Origin of the sequence: uncultured Microbacterium sp., from assembly GCF_963524805.1 — a bacterium.
Lineage (GTDB): Bacteria > Actinomycetota > Actinomycetes > Actinomycetales > Microbacteriaceae > Microbacterium.
Window position 1 is genome coordinate 46,501 of record NZ_CAURGG010000001.1, and the last position, 19,290, is coordinate 65,790.

The window sequence follows — 19,290 nt, forward strand, 5'->3', positions numbered from 1 at the left end:
ACCGGACATGCACAACTCCACGGATCCGGTCGCTCCGACGCGCAGAATCGTCCTGGCGACGCACAACGCGCACAAAGTCGTGGAGTTCCGCGCCATCGTGGCTGCGACCCGTCCCGATATCGAGGTCATCGGCTACGACGGTCCCGAGCCGGTCGAGGACGGCGTGACCTTCGCCGCCAACGCGTTGATCAAGGCGCGCGCCGCCGCCGCCCACACGGGCCTGCCGGCGCTCGCGGACGACTCCGGCATCAGCGTGGACGTCCTCGGCGGCGCACCGGGCGTGTTCTCGGCCTACTGGGCCGGTCACGCCAAAGATGCCGCGGCGAACGTGACACTGCTGCTCGACCAGCTCTCGGACGTCCGCGATCCCCACCGCACCGCATCCTTCGTCTCGACCATCGCACTGGTCGTGCCCCACGCGGAAGAGCACGTCGTCGAGGGTCGCTGGCACGGACGCCTGGCAGCGGCGGCATCGGGGAGCGGCGGATTCGGCTACGACCCGATCTTCATCCCGGACGCTCAGTCCGGTGGTGCGGAACGGACGGTCGGCGAATGGTCGCCGGAGGAGAAGAACGCCGCCTCGCACCGTGCACGGGCCTTCGACGCGCTGGCCCCGCTGCTGGCCGAGCTCTGAGGATGAGAACGGTATTCATCCCCGACAAGCGGCGCACCGCCGTCTGACCGGCCCGCGGTCGTAGCCTGGCACCATGCACGATCACGCGCCGGGCATCCGCGGCACCGCCAATCGGCGGCTGCTGGCGATCTCGCTCGGGATCACCGCGGTCGTGATGATCGTGCAGATCGTCGGCGCAGCGCTGTCGGGATCACTCGCGCTGCTGGCCGACGCCGTTCACATGTTCACGGATGCGGCGGCCCTGGTCATCGCCCTGGTCGCGAGCATCGTCGCGGCGCGGCCGGCCAACGACCGACGAACCTTCGGATTCCAGCGCGCCGAGGTGTTCGGCGCAGGAATCAACGGCGTGATCCTCATCGCGCTGTCCATCTGGGTGGCGATCGAAGGCGTGCAGCGCCTGCTGAATCCCGCTGCCGTCGAGGTGTCGGGCGGACTGATGCTCGTGGTCGCGATCATCGGGCTGGTGGCGAACGCCGCCGCGATGTGGGTGCTGAGCGCTGCTCAGCGCACGAGCATCAATGTGCGGGGGGCGTACCTCGAGGTGATGGGCGACCTCATCGGCTCGGCCGCCGTCATCGTCGCGGCGATCATCATCGTGACGACCGGCTGGGTGCAGGCGGATGCGGTCGCCTCGCTGTTCATCGCGGCGATGATCATCCCGCGTGCGATCGTGCTGCTGCGCGAAGTGGTGTCCGTGCTCAGCGAATCGACTCCCCAGGGCATGCACGTCACCGAGATCCGCGACCACATCCTTGCCACCCCCGGCGTCGTGGACTGCCACGACGTCCACGTCTGGCAGCTCACCCGCGGCGCTCCGGTGTTCACCGCGCACGTCGTCGTCGACGACGCGGCGCTGGCCGACGGCGCATCGAGCGCGATCCTGCAGCGACTGCAGACGTGTCTGAGCGAGCACTTCGACGTCGAGCATTCGACATTCCAGCTCGAACCGGCCGGCCACGTCGAGCACGACGCGCACGCCTGAGCCCGTCGCTCAGGAGGACTCCCGGACGACCTCGGCCGGGGATTTGTCGGGCCGCAGCCCCCGCCACCGCGAGTGCCGCAGGATGCCGCCGGGGGTGAACTCGCCGAACTCGACCTCGCCGACCAGCTCCGGACGCAGCCACTGAACGCCGCGCGCGTCGAGCGCCGGCACCGACACCAGCGGATTCCGGTCGGCGTGCAGCGGCTCGAGGGTCTGCATCAGCGAGCGCAGGGTCGAGTCGCTGAATCCGCTCCCGACCCGCCCGGCGTATTCGAGACCCTCCGGACCCGGGATGCCGAGCAGCAGCGAACCGAACGTCTGGGCCCGCCCGCCCTGGCCTGGACGTATGCCGGCGAGCACGACCTCCTGGGTGCGGGTGAGCTTCACCTTGAGCCATGAATCGCTGCGCTGCCCGCGGCGGTATGTCGAGCCGGGGTCCTTCACGACGACCCCTTCGAGGTCGAACTGCCGGCTCGTGGCCAGCGCACCGTCCACGTCGTCGAACACGGGGGGCAGCACGAGCGGCGCGGTCATCCCGGCCGTGATCTCTTCGAGGATCTCCCGACGCCGGCTCAGCGGCAGGGACGTGACGTCCCGCCCACGAGCGGCGAGGACGTCGAAGAGGTAGTAGTGCACGGGTGTGCGCTTGGCCTCCCGGGTGATCTCCGCCGGGCGCTGCAGGTTCATGCGGGTCTGCAGCAGCGGGAAGCTCGGCCGGCCGCGGTCATCGATCGCGACGATCTCCCCGTCGACGATCGCGGGCTCGGCGCCGAGGCCGACATCCGCCTCGTTCACTTCGGGGTATTTGAAGGTCACGTCGTTGCCGCTGCGGGCGACCAGGCGCAGCCGGGACCCGTCCCACACCCCGATCGCGCGGATGCCGTCCCATTTCGCCTCCGCCCAGACCGGGTCTCCCCACTGCCGGGCGGCCAGCTTCGCGCGCTCGGGGGTGGCGCCGGTGGAGAGCATCGGGCGCAGCGCCTCGGCGCTCGGCGGCCACGCGAGCGGCTGGTCGGCTTCGGTCCGCGTCGATGCGGGGGATCTCGGCGGTGACGAGGCACCTCGACCTCGGTTCCGGCCCGAATGCGCTGCCTCGACGCGCGCCGCGACCGCGGGCGGGTCGGCCTGCACCGACGCCTGAACCGGGATGCCGTCCGGCTGCACCCTCCCGTCGAGGTCCGTCTTCATGCGATGCAGCAGCCACGTGGACTTCTCGCCCGAGCCGTCGGTGCGGATCAGGGCGAGCCGCACGCGTCCGAGGGGACCGCCCGGGCGGCCCTCCACGGTCACGATGACCTCGTCGTCGCGCCACTTCTCCAGCTCGTACCGCCCGTCGTCCCAGATCGTGACACTTCCTCCGCCGTACTCACCGGCCGGGATGCTGCCCTCGAAGCTCGCGTAATCCATCGGGTGGTCCTCGGTCATGATCGCGAGGTTGTTGCGTTTATACGAATGCGGGACTCCGCGCGGCACGGCCCAGCTGACCAGCACGCCGTCGTGCTCCAGGCGGAAGTCCCAGTGCAGCGCGGTGGCGTGGTGCTCCTGGATCACGAAGATCGGCAGCTCGCCGGGGACTGCGGCGGCCGCAGCCGGGTCCGAGGGCACCGGCTCGGGTGTGCGTCCCGCGGTGCGTTTGGCGATGTAGGTCGCGAGGGGTCCGTCGTCGGCGCCGCGACCGCCGGCGTGGATCCCGAGCTCGGCCATCGGGTCGCCGATGCTCTCGACGCGCGCGAGAACCTCCTCGAACGAGAGCTGGGCGAGGGCCGGATCGTCCAGCTCGTCCCACGTGCGCGGCGCGGCGACGTTCGGATGCGCCCGCCCGCGCAGCGAATACGGGGCGATCGTGGTCTTCGCCCCGTTGTTCTGGCTCCAGTCGATCAGCACCCGCCCGTCGCGGATGGATTTCTTCATGCTGCTGACGACCAGGTCGGGGTGATCCGCCTCGATGGCCTTGGCAAGCTCGTGCGCGAGCGCGGAGGCGGATTCGCTGCTCTGTCCGGGTGGCAGCGCCGAGTACAGCTGGATGCCCTTGCTGCCGCTGGTGACCGGGAGCGGGTCCAGCCCCATGTGCCCGAGGATCTCTCGCGCCCATCGGGCCACCTGCGCGCACTCGGCGAGCCCGACGCCCGGGCCGGGGTCGAGATCGAGGACGAGGCGGTCGGCATCCCCCCGCTCGCCCTCGGCGGTGAAGCGCCATTGCGGGACGTGCAGCTCGAGACTCGCGACCTGGGCGAGGTAGACCAGGGTCGGGACATCGCCGATGAGCGGATAGTCCTTCGGTCCGCCCGAATGGGGGATGGGCAGCCGGTGCACCCACTCGGGTGCGCCGCGCTCGAGGTCTTTGGCGAAGAATGACTGCTCCGGGTGCTCGGACGTGCCGACTCCGTCGGGCCAGCGCTTGCGGGTGACGGGCCGGCCGGTGACGTGCGGAATCATCGTCGGACCGATGCGGGTGTAGTAATCGATCACCTCGCCCTTGGTGGTTCCCGTCTCGGGATACAGCACCTTGTCGAGGTTCGTGATGCGCAGCCGGCGGCCGCCGACGCTGACGAGCTGCTCCTTCGCAGCTCCCGAGTTCGCGCGCCCCGCGGCATCCGCCATGCTCTCATCCTGCCGTGATCACCGCCGCGACCGCACGAATCTCAGGCGCGCGAACCGGTAGGCCACCCCGGCGAGCACCACGACGATGCCGACCGCGATCGCCAGGAGCGGCAGGGTGACCACGAGCGCGGTACAGCCGATGAGGCCGAGAACCTGCAGCGCGCGCGGGTAGCGCCGCGCTTCAGCCTGCTGACGGGACGCGGCGGCGTTGGCGATGAAGTAGTAGATGAGCACGCCGAAGGACGAGAACCCGATGGCTCCCCGGAGGTCGACGAAAGCGACCGCGATGATCACGATCGCCCCGATCGTCAGCTCGGCGCGGTGCGGCACGTGCCAGCGCGGATGCACCGCGGCCAGGTACCGGGGCAGGTCGTCCTCGCGCGCCATGGCCAGGCTCGTGCGGCCGATCCCGGCGATCAGCGCGAGCAGGGCGCCGAGGGATGCCGTAGCCGCACCGATGCGCACGACCGGCCCGGTCCACCCCCAGCCCGACGCGGCTGCCGCGTCGGCGAGCGGCGCGGACGAGGCAGCGGTCGCCCCCGGTCCGAGCACGCCGAGCACGGTGACACCGATGATCGCGTACACCGCGATCGCGAAAAGCAGGGCGAGGACGATCGCCCGGGGGATCGTGCGGCGAGGATCCTTGACCTCCTCGCCCATGGTGGCGATGCGCGCGTACCCGGCGAAGGCGAAGAACAGCAGGCCACCCGATTGCAGGATGCCGTACACGCCGCCCTCGGTGAAGTTCGACGCGCTCCACACATTCGGAGCAGGCTCCGCCGCGGTCCCCGCGGCGACCACGACGGTGAGCGAGACGAGCACCAGAACGACGATCACCCGCGTGAGCTGCGCGGTGCGCGTGACGCCGAAGCAGTTGACGGTCACGAGCGCGGCCACCGCGAGGATGGCGACCGGCCGCTCCCAGCCGGGGGGAGCCGCGTACGCGGCGAACGTGAGCGCCATGGCGGCGCAGCTGGCGAGTTTGCCGATCACGAAGCACCACCCGGCGATGAACCCCCACCAGGGCCCGAGCTCGGCGCGGCCGTACGCGTACGTGCCGCCGGAGGTCGGGTGGGCTGCCGCCAGCTGGGCCGATGCCGTCGCATTGCAGAACGCGACGACGGCGGCGATTGCGAGCCCGATCAGCAGACCCGTGCCGGCGACGGCGGCCGCCGGGGCGAACGCGGAGAAGACGCCGGCCCCGATCATCGAGCCCAGACCGATGAACACCGCGTCGGCGAGTCCGAGCCTGCGGACCATTCCGGGCGGAGTCGACACACGCCGACTCTACGACGACCGCTTCCCGCGAGACTGCAACTGCACGTCGAGACTGCGGGTGAACCCCGCGGTCTCGGCCTGCAGTTGCGGTCTCACCGGCAAGTGGGGCTGGCACGGGTAGGTGTGACAGGTGTGTACTGGTGTGATGAGAGCGATCTGGAAGGGTGCGCTGACGTTCGGACTGGTGAACGTCCCCGTCAAGGTGTACTCGGCGACCGAGGACCACGACGTGCCGCTGCATCAAGTGCACAACAAGGACGGCGGGCGCATCCGCTACCAGCGCATCTGCGAGATCGACGGCGAAGTCGTGCCCTTCGCCGACATCGACAAGGCGTACGACGACGGGGAGCGCACCGTCGTGCTCACCAAGGAGGACATCGACTCCCTGCCTGCCGAGAAGAGCCGCGAGATCGATGTCGTGGAGTTCGTTCCCAGCGAGCAGGTCGACCTGTTGACGCTCGACCGCGCGTACTACCTGGAGCCGGACTCCGCCTCGCCGAAGGCGTACGTCCTGCTGCGCAAGACCCTCGAGCAGACCGACCGCACCGCGATCGTGCGCTTCTCGCTGCGCCAGAAGACGCGTCTCGCAGCCCTGCGCGTGCGTGGAGACGTGCTCGTGCTGCAGACCCTGCTGTGGGCGGACGAGGTGCGCGAGGCGGCTTTCCCCGCACTGGACGAGCCGGTGCGCATCTCCGCGAAGGAGCTCGAGCTCTCCGCATCCCTCGTCGAGAGCTTCGCGGCGGATTTCGATCCGTCGGAGTTCAGCGACGAGTACCAGGACGAGCTGCGCACGCTCATCGAGGCCAAGCTCGAGAAGGGGGATGCGCTCGACACCTCCGAGACCTTCGGGGAGCAGGAGGAGGAGACCAAGGGCGGGGAGGTCATCGACCTCATGGCAGCGCTGCGTGCGAGCGTCGAGCGCAGCCGCGCGGCCCGCTCGGGCGGTGACGCGGGTTCGACGACGGATGCCGCACCCAAGGCGGCGGCGAAGAAAGATGCCTCGAAGACTGCGGCCAAGAAGGCACCCGCCAAGAAGGCGCCCGCGAAGAAGGCCGCCAAGGCCTCCTGATCACAGGCGCGGGGGAGCGGTCCCCTCGTCCGTGCGCGCGGGGCGATCGGCGTGCTCCGGGCCGCGTTCGAAGACCTCCGGGTCGAGCACGAGATGCTTGGCCTCTTCGTCGTCGACCACGACGTCCTCGCCGGCGGCCGCGGCCTTCTTGGCCTTGCGACGCTCGCTCAGGTAGTGCCACAGCGTCACGAGGGCGGTGCCGCCGACGGCGACGAGCAGGATGATGTCGATGTACTCGGTGACCAGGTCCGCCACCCAGGGGATGAATCCGATGAGGTAGCCGAGCATGACCAGCCCGAAGCCCCAGAGCATCGCGCCGATGAAGTTGTAGAGCGTGTACCTGCGCCACGGCATGTGGCCGACGCCGGCCGCAACGGGGGCGAAGGTGCGCACGATGGGCACGAAGCGGGCGAGGATGATCGTCAGTCCGCCGAAGCGCTCGAAGAACGCGTTGGTGCGCTCGACGTTCTTCACACTGAAGACGCCGGACTCCTTGCGTTCGAAGACCGCCGGGCCGCCCTTGTGGCCGATGAAGTAGCCGACCTCTCCGCCGATGAACGCGGAGAGGGCGATCAGCAGCGCGACCAGCCAGATGTTGACGCCGAAGATGTCGTTGGTGTTGGTCAGCAGCCCGGAGATGACCAGCAGCGTGTCGCCCGGCAGGAGGAAGCCGACGAGGAGGCCGGTCTCGGCGAAGACGATGAAGCACACCACCAGCAGCGCCCAGGGGCCGGCCGCGGCGATGATCGTCTCGGGATCCAGCCAGGGGATCAGGGCGATGTTGTGCAAGGGTCTTCCCGTCGGTCGTCACGGTCGGCGGTCATGTTCAGGATGCGGTGCTTCGGCGGACTCGCGTGCGGAAGGTGGGACTTGAACCCACACGCCCGGAGGCACAGGAACCTAAATCCTGCGTGTCTGCCAGTTTCACCACTCCCGCGGGTGGTCACAGTCTACCGAGGCGGCTGTGAGCACGCTGTCGGGCTGACCCCCGGATCGACTGCGGGGTATCCGTCGCCGGTCAGCGGTGACGGTGCACGTAGAAGTACGCGATCGGACCGATCCAGTTGATGAGGATCACCGGCACCCACATCGGCTTGGGCCCGCGCACCTGTGCGGCGGACCGATGGGACAAATCCCAGAGGGCCAGGCCCGCCAGAGCGAACTGCACCAGCCCCAGGATGCCGACGCCGACCCGGCCGCCCGTTGACACGTCTTTGCTCGTGGCTCTCATCACAGTTCCTCTCGCCGGCTTCCATCCTGCCTCCCGGCTGCGTTCCGCGCACCTGTGGATAACTTCCGCGCGTCTCGCATCGCGCTTGCGAGGATGCTCGGATGAGTCTCGCGTACGCCCCGACGGCGACCGCCGCCGCCGTCGCGGAGCGCGTGCGGGAGCGATTGCGTGCCGAGCACGCCGATCCCCGGCGCGATCCCGACCTTGCGAGCCGGATCGCCCGGGCGGAGGTGCGTCGCCACAACGACTTCGCGCTCGCGCGCGGACTGGCTCCCGTCGATGACGAAGCTTCTTGCGTGCGCGAAGTGCTGGCGGCGGTCGCCGGCTACGGTCCCCTCCAGCCGTACCTGGATGACCCGACGGTCGAAGAGCTGTGGATCAACGCTCCGGACCGCATTTTCATCGCGCGTGCGGGAGTGGCGGAGCGTCTGCCCCTGGCCCTGTCGGACTCGGCGGTGCGCGATCTCGTCGAACGGATGCTGCACGCCACGGGTCGGCGAGTGGACCTGAGTCAGCCGTTCGTCGACGCCTCGATGCCGGACGGCAGCCGTCTTCACGTGGTCATCCCCGACATCACGCGCCGGCACTGGTCCGTCAACATCCGCAAGTTCCTGCCGGCATATCGCGACCTCGACCGGCTCGTGGCGACCGGATCGGTCGCTCCTGCGGCCGCGCACCTGCTGGCGGGCGCGATGCGCTCCGGGCGCAGCATCCTGGTCTCGGGCGCGACCCACGCGGGCAAGACGACGCTCCTGGGCGCGCTCATCGCGGCGTGTCCCCCCGGACACCGCATCGTCACCGTGGAGGAGACGTTCGAGCTCGGCGTCGATGCGCCCGACCTCGTGGCCCTGCAGGGCCGGCAGCCGAGCCTCGAGGGGACTGGCGAGGTGACGCTGCGCAGGCTCGTCAAAGAGGCGCTGCGGATGCGACCGGACCGCCTCATCGTCGGCGAGGTGCGGGACGCCGAAGCCCTGGATCTCCTCCTGGCGCTCAACACCGGCGTCCCCGGAGCGGCCACGATCCACGCCAACTCGGCGCGGGAAGCGCTCGGCAAACTCGCCGCGCTTCCCCTGCTCGCCGGCCGCAACATCGACGCGGGGTTCGTGCTGCCGGCTGTCGCGGCGTCGGTGCACCTGGTCGCGCACTGCGAACGCGATGCGACAGGTCGCCGTCGTGTCGTCGAGGTCGTTGAGCCGGTCGGCGTCCTGGGCACGACAGTCGAGGCGCGCACCGTCTTCCGGGCGGAGGCCGCATGACCTTCGTATGGGGTGCGCTTCTGGCGGCCGGTCTGCTGCTGGTGGTCTCGCCCTGGGTATGGCCTGCGCGGGAGAAGCGTGCCTCGTCGGCAGCCCCCGGGCACGCCGCTCGGCTGCTCGAGTCGGCAGGAATGCAACGGGTGCCGCCGGCGGGCCTGGTGGCGGCATCCGTCTGCGCTGCGACCTTCCTTAGCGCGACCGCGTGGCTGCTCACCCAGGTTCCTGCTCTCGCCCTCGTCGCCGCGATCGTGGGGGCGGCTGCACCGTTCGCCTGGCTGCGCGCGCGGCGTTCGCGCCTCGTCCGCTCGCGCCGGGCGCTGTGGCCCGATGTCTGCGATCTGCTGATCGCCTCGGTGCGCGCCGGCATGTCGCTGCCCGACGCCGTCGCCAGTCTCGCCGAGTCGGCCCCGGCGCCGCTGCGGCCGCCCTTCGCCGCCTTCGCACGCGACGTCGCGGCATCCGGCCATTTCGACTCGAGCGCGCAGCGGCTGAAGCTTGCGCTCTCCGACCCGGTCGGAGATCGGATCGTCGAGACGCTGCGGATGGCACGGCAGGTGGGCGGGACCGAACTGACCCCGGTGCTGCGGGCCCTGGCGGCGTCGGTGCGCGCGGACGCGGCGCTGCGAGCCGAGGTGGAGTCCCGCCAATCCTGGATCCGCGGGGCAGCGGTGCTCGGGGTGGCCGCACCCTGGGTGATCCTCGCCCTTCTCGCGATGCGGCCGGAAGGTTCGCGTGCGTACACCAGCCCGGAAGGCGTCGCGCTCATCGTCGCGGGCGCCGCGGTCTCCTTCGTCGCCTACCGGGTGATGCTGCGCATCGGCCGCCTCCCCGAGCCGCGCCGGTGGTTCGGATGAGTCCGCTCGGCATGACCGAGATCGCGCTCTCGGTCGTCCTGGGCACCGCATTCGGCTTCGGCGTGTGCCTGCTGGTCTCGATGACCCCGCGCTGGGGGGCGCCGTCTCTCGCCCGTCGCATCGCGCCGTACATCCGCGACGTGACCGACCCACGGGGTGTCTCCCTGGACGTCGATGGTCACGGCGCGCAGCTGACCGCTCTGTGGACCACCGCGCAGGAACGATTGACGAGTCTCTCGGGCGGTTCGGCGTCGGTCGAGCGGCGCCTGCATCAGGCGGGATGGGCGATGGATGCGGCGGCATTCCGCGGCAGGCAGCTGGCCTGGGCGATCGGAGGCCTCGCGATCGGAGGAGCGGCGGTCGTCGTCCTCGTGCTCACGGGCCGAGCGTCCGCGGCTGCGGCGCTGCTGCCGCCGATCGCCGCGGTCATCGCCGCCGTCGCCTACGACGCCCGCTTGAGCGGCGCGGCGCGCGCGCGGATCGGACGCATCCAGGAGGAGCTGCCGACCGTGCTGGAGTTCCTGGCGCTGTGCCTGTCCGCCGGGGAGGGGATCCTCGACTCGCTCCGACGGGTCAGTGCCGTGGGTGCGGGTGAACTTACGACCGAGCTGCGCGGCGTGGTCGTCGCCGTTGGGACAGGCTCGTCGCTGCCGGAGGCGCTGTCCCGCCTCTCCAGCCGCCTGGAGATCGCGGCACTCTCGCGCAGCATCGACCAGCTCGTCGCCGCGATCGACAGAGGCGCCCCGCTCGCCCACGTGCTGCACTCCCAGGCCCTCGACGCGCGAGAAGAGGCCAAGCGCGGCCTCATCGAACGAGCCGGGCGCAAGGAGATCTACATGCTCGTGCCGCTTGTCTTCCTCATCCTGCCCCTGAGCGTGCTGTTCGCCGTCTTTCCGGGGATCTTCATGCTTCGACTCGGAATCGGCTGACCGCCGGAAGGAGAATCACCATGATCCGCACTGCTTTCGGGCGCGTACGCGCCGTCCTGAGGGACGCCTACGAGGACGAGCGCGGCGACGTTCCCGGCTGGGTGCTCATCACCCTGATGACCGCCGGTCTGGTCGTGGTCATCTGGGCTCTCGCCGGTCCGGCGCTCGCCGACCTCTTCCAGCAGGCGATCGAGCGCGTTTCCGGCCTGTAGCCCATGACCGGCATCCGGTCCCGCCTCGCGGAGGTCGTCGCCGACGAGCGGGGGTCGAGCCCCGTCGAGTTCGTGCTCGTCGGCACTCTGCTGACGCTGCTCACCCTCGGCGTGCTGCAATTCGGGCTGACCGTGTACGTCCGCAACGTGGTGCACGACGCGGCGGTCGAGGGCGCGCACCATGCGGCCCTCGCCGACACGAGCCTGGCGGAGGGGGCGGAGCGCACTCGCCAGATCGTGGCACGCACGGTCGGCGCGGAGTACGCGGCCGACGTCGTCGTGCACGAGACCACGGCTCTCATTCGCCCAGCGGTCGAAGTGACCGTGCGGGCGCCGCTGCCCCTCGTCGGTCTGCTCGGAGTTCCCCGCCTGCTGGAGGTGACTGCCCATGCTCCGGTGGAATCGCTCGAGTGATGCTGCGGTCGTCGAGGGCGAGCCCGACGACCGTGGATCGGCGGCGCTCGAGTTCATCCTCGTCGGCGTGCTGATGCTCGTCCCCCTCGTCTACCTGATCGTCGCGCTCGGGCTGATCCAGGGGCAGTCCCTGGGCGCTGAAGCCGGGGCGCGGCACATCGCGCGGGCGGTGTCGACCGCGGAGAATCCGGATGCCGCACGCCGGAGCGCCGATCTCATCCTGCGGTCCGTCGTGGACGAGTACGCCCTCGATGCCGGATCCGTCGACCTTGCTCTCGACTGCCGTCCCGCAGGCTCGGCGTGCCCCGAGGCGGGCGCGACGCTCGTGGTGACGATCCGGACGCGTGTGGCCCTCCCGCTCGTGCCGCCCCTGTTCGGCCTGGATCGGCTCGCCAGCATTCCGGTCGAAGCATCGGCTGCACAGAAGATCTCGCGGTTTTGGGAGTCGGAGTGAGCGTGCGGGCGCGCGTGCGCGCTGCACTGGCGGGAGACGAGGAGGGCACCATCCTGATCCTCACACTGGGGTACGCGGTGCTGGCGATCGCCGTGATTCTGGTGTGCCTCGACGCGACGAGCCTGTACCTGACACAGAAGCGGCTCGACGCCCTCGCGGATGCGGCGGCGCTGGCGGGCGCGGACGGCTTCACCCTCGTGGTCGAAGGGGGAGAGCCGCGCGCGCAGCTCAGCGACGACGGAGTGCGCGACCAGGCCGATGCGCTGGTGGGCGATGTCGGCGGGGGTGCGAGTGTCGTGGAGGCAGGCACTCCGGACGGCGTCTCGGCGCGGGTCACGGTGGCCACGACATGGCGACCGCCGGTGATCGCGCTGTTCGTCCCGGAGGGACTTGCGCTGCGGGCGACGGCGACCAGCCGGACGGCTCTGCGCTGACGCTCGCTGAGCGCGAAACGGAGGAGATGACCCGGGTCACTCACCCCAGCCGTGCGCGTTGAACCACTCCGCGCGCTGGGACTGCTCCAATTCGGATGCCGCGCTCCATGTCTCGTGCTCGACCAGGTGCCCGTCGTCGAGGGCGATGAAGCCGAGGCACTCTGCGCAGAGCGCACGTCCGCCGGGGAATCCGCTCGCCAGCGCGGGCGCCGGGCTGCCCGTCGAACGGGAGCCCGGGCAGCGCGGGGCGTCGGCCCCGGCATCCGTCCACAGGGTCGTGCGATGGCGGTGCAGGCCGCGGTGCCCGAGCTCACGGGTGCACCGGCGCCCGTCGTTGCGGCTGCGGCAGAACTGCATCGTCATGAGCCGGCTCCGCTCAGGCGCGGCACGAACATCGGCACCCAACGCACGAATGCCAGCGCGCCCAGCAGGGCGACGACGCCGACGAATCCGGTCGCGATGGAAAGAGACGACACCGCGGTGATCGCCGAGACCAGCAGTGGCGAGATCGCGCCGCCGGCGTCGGTGAGCGTCCGCCACGATCCGAGGAATGGTGCGGGATCACCGCGCGGCGCGACGTCGGCACCGAGGGTGAGGAGGATGCCGCTCGAGAGGCCGTTGCCCACACCGAGGACGGCCGCGAACATCGCGAACCACATCGCGGCGCTGTCCAGGTCGTGCGTGAAGGCCAGCGCGATGAAGCCGCCGCCCATGAGCACCATCGCCGGCAGGGCCGCCCACAGCCGGCCGAACCGATCCATCACCTGCCCGCTCGCGTAGAACAGGGCGAAGTCGATCGCACCCGAGATGCCGACGACGAGCGCGATCGTCTGCGCATCGAGCCCGATCGAGAAGCCCCACAGCGGCAGCACCACCTGCCGCGCCGAGCGCACTGCGGACAGGGATGCCGCGGCCAGTCCCAGCCGCGAGAGCACCCGTCGGAACCGCCACATCGTGCGGAAGACTCCGACGCGCTCGGCGGTCGGGATCGCGCCGGTGACCGCTTCTCCGGTGTCCTCGGCGCCCACCCGCTCGTCGGTGTCGGAGAGCTGCTTCTCAGGGTCGGGGCCGAGGAGCACCAGCAGCACCGTCGCGATCAGGCAGACGCCGAAGAACCAGATCGCGGCGTGCTCGTCGCCGAAGATCGCCAGCAGCCCGGCCGCGACGAACGGCCCGACGAACATGCCCAGACGAAAGGTGCCGCCGAGCAGCGAGAGCGCCCGCGCGCGGAAGGCGATGGGCACGCGTGTGGTCATGAAGGAATGACGCGCCAGCCCGAAGCCCGCGGCGCAGAAGCCGATGAGGAAGACGGATGCCGCGAACACGCCGAGAACGGGAGCGAAGACCATTCCGATGACGCCGACGAGCGAGAGCGAGCCGACGATGGCCATGGTGAGCCGCTCGCCGATGCGTGCCACCGCCCATCCGGCGGGGATGTTGCCGCAGAGCTGGCCGACCACCAGCGCGGACGCGACGAGGGCGGCCGTGGCGACGTCCGCTCCGAGCTGAGCCGCGATGATCGGGATCAGCGGGATGACCGCTCCCTCGCCCAGTGCGAACAGCACCGTGGGTCCGTAGATCATCGGACCGAACCGCCACAGCACGGTCGAAGCGCGGTCGGTCACCGCATCCACGTTAGTCTGGACTGTCATGCTTGATTTCGATCTCTCCGCCGATATTCAGGCGCTGCGCTCCACCTTCGCCGACATCAAAACGGTCGTCGACGTCGACGCGCTCACCGCCGAGATCGCGCGCCTGAGCGCCGATGCCGGCGTGCCCGATCTCTGGGACGATCCCGAGAAGGCGCAGAAGGTGACCAGCGCCCTGAGCCACCGTCAGACCGAGCTCGCCCGCATCAGCGGCATCGAGCGGCGCCTGGACGACCTCGAGGTCATGGTCGAGCTCGCGAACGAGATGGACGACGAGGACGCCGCCGAAGAGGCGCGCCACGAGCTCGCCGAGCTCGAGGACATCGTGGGCCAGCTCGAGGTGCAGACCCTGCTGGACGGCGAGTACGACGAGCGCCCGGCGGTCGTGACCATCCGCGCGGGCGCCGGGGGCGTGGACGCGTCCGACTTCGCCGAGATGCTGCTGCGCATGTACCTGCGGTGGGCCGAGCAGCACAAGTACCCCGTGACGATCATGGACTCCTCCTACGCCGAGGAGGCCGGCATCAAATCCGCGACGTTCGAGGTGGACGCCCCCTACGCTTTCGGCACCCTCAGCGTCGAGGCCGGCACGCACCGCCTCGTGCGGATGAGTCCGTTCAACTCGGCCGGCAAGCGACAGACCTCGTTCGCGGCGGTCGAGGTCATCCCGCTGCTCGATGAGGCGGTCGAGGTCGAGATCCCCGAGAACGACCTGCGCGTCGACGTCTTCCGCTCGTCCGGCCCCGGCGGCCAGTCGGTGAACACGACAGACTCCGCTGTGCGACTGACACACCTGCCCACCGGCACCGTCGTGTCGATGCAGAACGAGAAGTCGCAGATCCAGAACCGGGCGGCCGCCATGCGCGTGCTGCAGTCGCGTCTGCTGATCCTGCAGAAGGAACAGGAAGCGGCGATCAAGAAGGACCTCGCCGGAGTCATCACGGCCAGCTGGGGCGACCAGATGCGCTCGTACGTGCTCGCTCCGTACCAGATGGTGAAGGACCTTCGGACGGACTACGAGGTCAACAACCCCTCTGCCGTGTTCGACGGCGACCTCGACGGCTTCATCGCCGCCGGCATCAAGTGGCGCAAGCGCCCCACCGAGGACTGATCGTCCCGGCCAGGGTGTCGTGCGGCGCACGCGGCGATGCGGCCGCTTAGGCTCATCAGGCCATGATCCGGTTCGAGAACGTCACGAAGCGCTTCCGCGGCACGGCGAAGCCCGCCCTCAGCAATGTGGACTTCGAGGTGCTCCGCGGCGAGTTCGTGTTCCTCGTCGGAGCCTCCGGCTCGGGCAAGTCCTCGTGTCTGCGGCTGATCCTGCGTGAGGAGACGCCCAGCGACGGCCGCGTCGTCGTGCTCGGCCGCGACCTGCGCTCGCTCTCCAATCGCAAGGTCCCCTATTTCCGTCGTCATGTCGGCGCCGTCTTCCAGGACTTCCGGCTGCTGCCGAACAAGACGGTGTTCCAGAACGTCGCCTTCACGCTGCAGGTCATCGGCTCGAGCCGCGGATTCGTCCAGCAGGCCGTACCCGAGGTGCTCGCGCTCGTGGGCCTGGCCGGCAAGGACAAGCGCTTCCCGCACGAACTGTCCGGCGGTGAGCAGCAGCGCGTCGCGATCGCGCGCGCGCTCGTGAATCGCCCGCAGGTGCTGCTGGCCGACGAGCCCACCGGCAACCTCGACCCCGCCACCTCCGTCGACATCATGCAGCTGCTGGCACGCATCAACGCCGGCGGCACGACGGTGGTCATGGCCACGCACGAGGCCGGTTTCGTGGACCAGATGCAGCGCCGGGTCATCGAGCTCGTGGACGGCGAGATGGTGCGAGACGAACGTCACGGCGGGTACGGCGACACCTCCGGCCTGCCGAGCCTCGCCCCCGAGCCCGAGCGCGGAGCGGCCGCCGTCGCGGCGCTGACGGCCGTGCTCGAAGTGCAGCGCGAGACCGCGCTCAGCCCTTCGGCTGCCGTCTCCTCCGCCTACGGACACGGTGGCACTGCCGATATCGCCGCACGCGCGGCCGCGACCGCCGCCGCTGCCGCCGTCGCCGCGGTCACCCAGACGGCGACGCCCGACGCAGAGACGACGGATGCCGCAGCCCCGGGCGCCGACGACGCTCAGCCCGCTGCCGCGGTGGGAACCGCCGATGTCGTCGCCGACGCCGCGCCGAACGAGGAGCCTGCCCGCGCTGCCCCGCAGGCCCCGCCCCGCACCCAGCCCGTGCCGCTGGTCGACATCGCCGAGGTCGACGTCGCCGAACTCGGGCTCGCGGACCGCCTGGGGCTCGGCGATGCCGACTCCGCGGACGAAGTGGGGCCGACCTCGTGAGGGTCGGGCTCGTCCTCTCCGAAGCGCTTTCGGGGTTGCGGCGCAACGCGTCGATGGTCATCTCGGTCGTGCTGGTCACTTTCGTCTCGCTCACCTTCGTCGGCGCCGCGATCCTCATGCAGATGCAGATCGGTCAGATGAAGGACTACTGGGCGGACCGCGCCCAGGTCGCGATCTACATGTGCACGGCCATCTCGCAGGCGCCCACGTGCACCGACGGCGTCGCGACGGACGAGCAGCTCGCCGAGGTCCAGGCGAAGCTCGACGGACCGGCGATCGCGCCGCTGATCCGGGACCTGCGCTTCGAGGACCGCGATCAGGCGTACGCGAATGTCCTGGAGCTTCTGGGCGAGGATTACGCGAGCGTCATCACCGCCGACCAGCTGAACGAGACCTACTGGATCAATCTGGTCGACCAGAGCCAGTCCAACGTGATCGTCGAGGCGTTCACCGGGCAGCAGGGTGTCGAAGAGGTCAAGGACCAGCTGCAGTACCTCGAGCCGCTCTTCTCGGCGCTGACCGTCGCGACCTACATCGCTGTCGGCATCGCCGCCCTCATGCTCGTCGCGGCGGTGCTGCTGATCGCGACCACGATCCGCCTCTCGGCGTACGCCCGTCGCCGCGAGCTCGGCATCATGCGACTGGTGGGTGCCTCCAACCGCTTCATCCAGACGCCCTTCATCCTCGAGGGCGTGTTCGCGGCGCTGCTCGGCTCCCTCCTCGCCGGGGCGGCCGTGCTCGCCGGCGTGCACTTCGGCGTCGACCAGTATCTGAGACAGCGCGTCGACTTCGTCACGACGTGGGTGAGCGTGGCCGACGCATGGGTCGTCGTGCCGATCCTGGTGCTGATCGGAGCCGTCCTCGCCGCCCTCTCCGCGAGTTTCGCGATCCGCCGCTGGCTGCGCGCCTGATCCGGCTCACGGGTCGGATAGACTGACAGGCTGCCGCGCGCAGGGTGCGGCATCCACAGTTCGTCAACGAGCACGAGGTCGGCATGCCCAAGGAACGCGGTGAGAAGGTCGTCGCGACCAATCGTCGCGCGCGCCACGAGTACACCATCGAGAAGACGTACGAAGCGGGACTGGTGCTGACCGGCACCGAGGTCAAGTCGCTCCGGCAGGGTCGAGCGAACCTGTCCGACGGCTACGCCTACATCGACGGCGGCGAGGCGTGGCTGGATGCCGTGCACATCCCCGAGTACTCACAGGGCCACTGGACCAACCACGCCACCAAGCGTGTGCGAAAGCTCCTGCTGCACAAGGACGAGATCATCAAGCTCAGCCATGCGGTCTCGGCCGGAGGCTACACGCTGGTGCCGCTCAAGCTGTACTTCTCGGATGGGCGCGCGAAGGTCGAGATCGCGATCGCCAAGGGCAAGCACGAGTGGGACAAGCGCCAGACGCTGCGCGAGCGGCAGGACAAGCGCGAGGCGGAGCGGGCGATGCGCTCGAAGAACCGCCTCGGCGACTGATCTCCTCTAGCGGACGACCGGTTCGCTCTGCGCGTCCGCGACGGCGGCGTCGGTGAACGCCGCCTTCGGCACGAACGCCAGTGCGACCGCTGCGACGAGCGCGGTCGCTCCGCACACGACCCAGACGGTGACGTAGCCGCTGAGAGAGCCCGCCGTGCCCGCGCCCTCGGCGGCGGCGCCGGTCGCGCCGTGCAGCAGGGCGATGCCGAAGACGCACGAGGCGATCGCGCCACCGACCGTCTTGACCGAGTTGGTCAACCCGGTGGCCACCCCGGTCTGGGTCGGAGGGGCCGCGGATGCCGCCGCCGCCGGCAGCGCGGCCACCAGGGCGCCAGAGCCCAGGCCCACGATCACCATGTTGACGATGACCTGGACGTAGCTCTCGTGAAACGGCAGGAACAGGAGGAACCCGACGCCCACGAGAGTCGAGGCGCCCATGAGCGTGAGGCGCGGCGCCGTCAGCCGGGCGATGAGCGGGAACAGCAGGGCGCCGGTGATCATCGCGATCAGGTAGATGCCGATGATGAGCGACGTGGCGAATCCGGTGGTCCCCAGACCGTAGCCGTAGACGTCGGGATCGGTGCGCGCGAACGTCGACAGCGGGGCCTGGGCGCCGAGCACGCTCACCCCGAACAGTCCCGCGGTCAGGAAGACCGGGCCGAGCGCCGGTGAGCGGAACATGCGCACGTCGATGAGCGGGTCGTCGTGGCGCAGTTCCCACAGGGCGAACGGGATGACCAGCAGCATGCCGAGCGCCACGACCGTCCAGGACCACGGATTGACCAGCCCGCCTTCCAGGCGCAGCAGGCTGAGCCCGCCGGTGAAGCAGATCAGTGCCAGTGAGATCAGGATGAGACCGACGGTGTCGAAGGCGCCGCCCGTTGGTTCCGGCGACTCCTTGACCCCCAGCAGGATCACGAAGAAGCACACCACGATCAGCACGGCGGGCACCAGCAGCACGACCGTCAGCGGCAGCGCGTCGATCAATGCGCCGCCGACGAGGGCGCCTGCGATCGCGCCGAGTTCCAGCGCCGCGACGAGCAAGCCGGCCGCGCGCGCCGTGATGATCGACCGGCCTTCCATGCGACGGGACCGCGACCAGATGAGCGCGATCTCCAGCGGCAGCCAGACGACGTAGAACCCCATGAGCGCCCAGGCGATCAAGAACACCGTGAACGAGTCGGTGAAGGGCAGCACGAGCGCGGCGGCCGCGGTGAGCGCCGTCGAGATCAGAAGCATGCGCTTGTGGCCGACCATGTCGCCGAGCTTCGCGAACGCCGGCACGACCAGGGCCGACAGCATGAGCTGAGCGCCCTCCAGCCAGTTGACGTCGGCGTCGTTGATGCCGAGATGGCGCGCGATATCGGTAAGCATGGGCGTGTAGTAGCCCTGCAGCACGCCGCTGGTGAACTCCACGAACGCGAGGAAGCCGACAACGGTGGCCAGGGTGCCCAACGCGGCGCGCTTCATCGCGGCTCCTTCAGGACGAGGGTT

General features: G+C 70.0%; 21 protein-coding genes and 1 tRNA gene. 14 read left to right on the top strand and 8 right to left on the bottom strand.

What is annotated here, in order from left to right:
* Positions 1 to 7 precede the first annotated feature (7 nt).
* Both rdgB and RWQ91_RS00205 read left to right on the top strand, forming a co-directional pair.
* Positions 8 to 634: an RdgB/HAM1 family non-canonical purine NTP pyrophosphatase gene (gene rdgB, locus RWQ91_RS00200; RefSeq protein WP_314501671.1), complete on the top strand. Its 627-nt coding sequence runs from the start codon at positions 8 to 10 to the stop codon at positions 632 to 634.
* Positions 635 to 707: 73 nt separating this feature from the next.
* Positions 708 to 1,616, top strand: coding sequence for a cation diffusion facilitator family transporter (locus RWQ91_RS00205; RefSeq protein WP_314501673.1), 909 nt, complete (start codon positions 708 to 710; stop codon positions 1,614 to 1,616).
* A 9-nt stretch (positions 1,617 to 1,625) separates the two neighbouring features.
* Here RWQ91_RS00205 and RWQ91_RS00210 read toward each other — a convergent pair whose 3' ends face one another.
* Together RWQ91_RS00210 and RWQ91_RS00215 are read right to left on the bottom strand one after the other, a co-directional pair.
* On the bottom strand, positions 1,626 to 4,217 hold the full coding sequence (locus tag RWQ91_RS00210) for an ATP-dependent DNA ligase (protein WP_314501675.1): 2,592 nt from the start codon (positions 4,215 to 4,217) through the stop codon (positions 1,626 to 1,628).
* An 18-nt stretch (positions 4,218 to 4,235) separates the two neighbouring features.
* A complete protein-coding gene (locus RWQ91_RS00215) occupies positions 4,236 to 5,495 on the bottom strand; it encodes an APC family permease (protein ID WP_314501677.1) in 1,260 nt (419 codons plus the stop codon).
* 145 nt (positions 5,496 to 5,640) lie between these two features.
* Here RWQ91_RS00215 and RWQ91_RS00220 point away from each other — a divergent pair, with 145 nt between their 5' ends.
* On the top strand, positions 5,641 to 6,564 hold the full coding sequence (locus RWQ91_RS00220; RefSeq protein ID WP_314501679.1) for a Ku protein: 924 nt from the start codon (positions 5,641 to 5,643) through the stop codon (positions 6,562 to 6,564).
* On the opposite strand, the gene RWQ91_RS00225 is transcribed toward RWQ91_RS00220, so the two are convergent.
* The 3 genes from RWQ91_RS00225 to RWQ91_RS00235 form a co-directional block, all read right to left on the bottom strand.
* Positions 6,565 to 7,353: a VTT domain-containing protein gene (locus RWQ91_RS00225; RefSeq protein ID WP_314501680.1), complete on the bottom strand. Its 789-nt coding sequence runs from the start codon at positions 7,351 to 7,353 to the stop codon at positions 6,565 to 6,567.
* Between the two features lie 66 nt (positions 7,354 to 7,419).
* Positions 7,420 to 7,501, bottom strand: a tRNA-Leu gene (locus tag RWQ91_RS00230).
* Between the two features lie 81 nt (positions 7,502 to 7,582).
* Positions 7,583 to 7,795, bottom strand: a complete 213-nt coding sequence (locus tag RWQ91_RS00235) for a PLDc N-terminal domain-containing protein (protein ID WP_314501682.1) — start codon at positions 7,793 to 7,795, stop codon at positions 7,583 to 7,585.
* A gap of 101 nt (positions 7,796 to 7,896) precedes the next feature.
* Here RWQ91_RS00235 and RWQ91_RS00240 point away from each other — a divergent pair, with 101 nt between their 5' ends.
* From RWQ91_RS00240 to RWQ91_RS00270, 7 genes are read left to right on the top strand one after another with little or no spacing between them, the layout of a single operon-like run.
* A complete protein-coding gene (locus RWQ91_RS00240) occupies positions 7,897 to 9,051 on the top strand; it encodes an ATPase, T2SS/T4P/T4SS family (RefSeq protein ID WP_314501684.1) in 1,155 nt (384 codons plus the stop codon).
* The gene (locus RWQ91_RS00245) at positions 9,048 to 9,905 is read left to right on the top strand and encodes a type II secretion system F family protein (RefSeq protein ID WP_314501686.1); all 858 of its coding nucleotides are present in this window, start codon (positions 9,048 to 9,050) and stop codon (positions 9,903 to 9,905) included. Before RWQ91_RS00240 ends, RWQ91_RS00245 begins: the two co-directional genes overlap by 4 nt.
* A gap of 11 nt (positions 9,906 to 9,916) precedes the next feature.
* On the top strand, positions 9,917 to 10,834 hold the full coding sequence (locus RWQ91_RS00250) for a type II secretion system F family protein (protein WP_314501688.1): 918 nt from the start codon (positions 9,917 to 9,919) through the stop codon (positions 10,832 to 10,834).
* A 20-nt stretch (positions 10,835 to 10,854) separates the two neighbouring features.
* On the top strand, positions 10,855 to 11,046 hold the full coding sequence (locus RWQ91_RS00255; RefSeq protein WP_314501690.1) for a hypothetical protein: 192 nt from the start codon (positions 10,855 to 10,857) through the stop codon (positions 11,044 to 11,046).
* Between the two features lie 3 nt (positions 11,047 to 11,049).
* Positions 11,050 to 11,460 (top strand): TadE/TadG family type IV pilus assembly protein, encoded by a 411-nt coding sequence (locus RWQ91_RS00260; RefSeq protein ID WP_314501692.1) that lies wholly within the window; start codon positions 11,050 to 11,052, stop codon positions 11,458 to 11,460.
* Positions 11,435 to 11,914: a TadE family protein gene (locus RWQ91_RS00265; protein WP_314501694.1), complete on the top strand. Its 480-nt coding sequence runs from the start codon at positions 11,435 to 11,437 to the stop codon at positions 11,912 to 11,914. The genes RWQ91_RS00260 and RWQ91_RS00265 overlap by 26 nt, the downstream gene beginning before the upstream one ends.
* Positions 11,911 to 12,348 carry a pilus assembly protein TadG-related protein gene (locus tag RWQ91_RS00270; protein ID WP_314501696.1) on the top strand — a complete coding sequence of 146 codons (438 nt, stop codon included), beginning with the start codon at positions 11,911 to 11,913 and terminating at the stop codon, positions 12,346 to 12,348. The genes RWQ91_RS00265 and RWQ91_RS00270 overlap by 4 nt, the downstream gene beginning before the upstream one ends.
* A 36-nt stretch (positions 12,349 to 12,384) precedes the next feature.
* On the opposite strand, the gene RWQ91_RS00275 is transcribed toward RWQ91_RS00270, so the two are convergent.
* Positions 12,385 to 12,711 carry a hypothetical protein gene (locus RWQ91_RS00275; RefSeq protein ID WP_314501697.1) on the bottom strand — a complete coding sequence of 109 codons (327 nt, stop codon included), beginning with the start codon at positions 12,709 to 12,711 and terminating at the stop codon, positions 12,385 to 12,387.
* Complete coding sequence (locus RWQ91_RS00280) at positions 12,708 to 14,000, bottom strand: MFS transporter (RefSeq protein ID WP_314501699.1); 1,293 nt, start codon at positions 13,998 to 14,000, stop codon at positions 12,708 to 12,710. Before RWQ91_RS00280 ends, RWQ91_RS00275 begins: the two co-directional genes overlap by 4 nt.
* On the opposite strand from RWQ91_RS00280, the gene prfB reads away from it, so the two are divergent.
* The 4 genes from prfB to smpB all read left to right on the top strand — a co-directional run bounded on the left by prfB (position 13,999) and on the right by smpB (position 17,796).
* Positions 13,999 to 15,108, top strand: a complete 1,110-nt coding sequence (prfB, locus tag RWQ91_RS00285; protein ID WP_314501701.1) for a peptide chain release factor 2 — start codon at positions 13,999 to 14,001, stop codon at positions 15,106 to 15,108. The genes RWQ91_RS00280 and prfB overlap by 2 nt on opposite strands.
* 62 nt (positions 15,109 to 15,170) lie before the next feature.
* Positions 15,171 to 16,325, top strand: a complete 1,155-nt coding sequence (ftsE, locus tag RWQ91_RS00290) for a cell division ATP-binding protein FtsE (RefSeq protein ID WP_314501703.1) — start codon at positions 15,171 to 15,173, stop codon at positions 16,323 to 16,325.
* Positions 16,322 to 17,236: a permease-like cell division protein FtsX gene (ftsX, locus tag RWQ91_RS00295; protein WP_314501705.1), complete on the top strand. Its 915-nt coding sequence runs from the start codon at positions 16,322 to 16,324 to the stop codon at positions 17,234 to 17,236. The genes ftsE and ftsX overlap by 4 nt, the downstream gene beginning before the upstream one ends.
* Before the next feature lie 83 nt (positions 17,237 to 17,319).
* A complete protein-coding gene (gene smpB / locus RWQ91_RS00300; protein ID WP_314501707.1) occupies positions 17,320 to 17,796 on the top strand; it encodes an SsrA-binding protein SmpB in 477 nt (158 codons plus the stop codon).
* Positions 17,797 to 17,802: 6 nt separating this feature from the next.
* Here smpB and RWQ91_RS00305 read toward each other — a convergent pair whose 3' ends face one another.
* Entirely contained in the window at positions 17,803 to 19,266 is a 1,464-nt protein-coding gene (locus RWQ91_RS00305; RefSeq protein ID WP_314501709.1) for an MFS transporter, read from the bottom strand.
* Positions 19,267 to 19,290: the final 24 nt, after the last annotated feature.

Excerpts from the sequence above, each read along its gene's own strand:
- smpB (WP_314501707.1), top strand. The coding sequence starts at position 17,320 with ATGCCCAAGGAACGCGGTGAGAAGGTCGTCGCGACCAATCGTCGCGCG.
- prfB (WP_314501701.1), top strand. The coding sequence starts at position 13,999 with ATGCTTGATTTCGATCTCTCCGCCGATATTCAGGCGCTGCGCTCCACC.
- RWQ91_RS00265 (WP_314501694.1), top strand. The coding sequence starts at position 11,435 with ATGCTCCGGTGGAATCGCTCGAGTGATGCTGCGGTCGTCGAGGGCGAG.
- RWQ91_RS00255 (WP_314501690.1), top strand. The coding sequence starts at position 10,855 with ATGATCCGCACTGCTTTCGGGCGCGTACGCGCCGTCCTGAGGGACGCC.
- RWQ91_RS00240 (WP_314501684.1), top strand. The coding sequence starts at position 7,897 with ATGAGTCTCGCGTACGCCCCGACGGCGACCGCCGCCGCCGTCGCGGAG.
- RWQ91_RS00305 (WP_314501709.1), bottom strand. The coding sequence starts at position 19,266 with ATGAAGCGCGCCGCGTTGGGCACCCTGGCCACCGTTGTCGGCTTCCTC.
- RWQ91_RS00250 (WP_314501688.1), top strand. The coding sequence starts at position 9,917 with ATGACCGAGATCGCGCTCTCGGTCGTCCTGGGCACCGCATTCGGCTTC.
- RWQ91_RS00275 (WP_314501697.1), bottom strand. The coding sequence starts at position 12,711 with ATGACGATGCAGTTCTGCCGCAGCCGCAACGACGGGCGCCGGTGCACC.
- RWQ91_RS00205 (WP_314501673.1), top strand. The coding sequence starts at position 708 with ATGCACGATCACGCGCCGGGCATCCGCGGCACCGCCAATCGGCGGCTG.
- RWQ91_RS00210 (WP_314501675.1), bottom strand. The coding sequence starts at position 4,217 with ATGGCGGATGCCGCGGGGCGCGCGAACTCGGGAGCTGCGAAGGAGCAG.
- RWQ91_RS00280 (WP_314501699.1), bottom strand. The coding sequence starts at position 14,000 with ATGACAGTCCAGACTAACGTGGATGCGGTGACCGACCGCGCTTCGACC.
- RWQ91_RS00245 (WP_314501686.1), top strand. The coding sequence starts at position 9,048 with ATGACCTTCGTATGGGGTGCGCTTCTGGCGGCCGGTCTGCTGCTGGTG.
- RWQ91_RS00235 (WP_314501682.1), bottom strand. The coding sequence starts at position 7,795 with ATGAGAGCCACGAGCAAAGACGTGTCAACGGGCGGCCGGGTCGGCGTC.
- RWQ91_RS00220 (WP_314501679.1), top strand. The coding sequence starts at position 5,641 with ATGAGAGCGATCTGGAAGGGTGCGCTGACGTTCGGACTGGTGAACGTC.
- rdgB (WP_314501671.1), top strand. The coding sequence starts at position 8 with ATGCACAACTCCACGGATCCGGTCGCTCCGACGCGCAGAATCGTCCTG.
- ftsE (WP_314501703.1), top strand. The coding sequence starts at position 15,171 with ATGATCCGGTTCGAGAACGTCACGAAGCGCTTCCGCGGCACGGCGAAG.
- RWQ91_RS00260 (WP_314501692.1), top strand. The coding sequence starts at position 11,050 with ATGACCGGCATCCGGTCCCGCCTCGCGGAGGTCGTCGCCGACGAGCGG.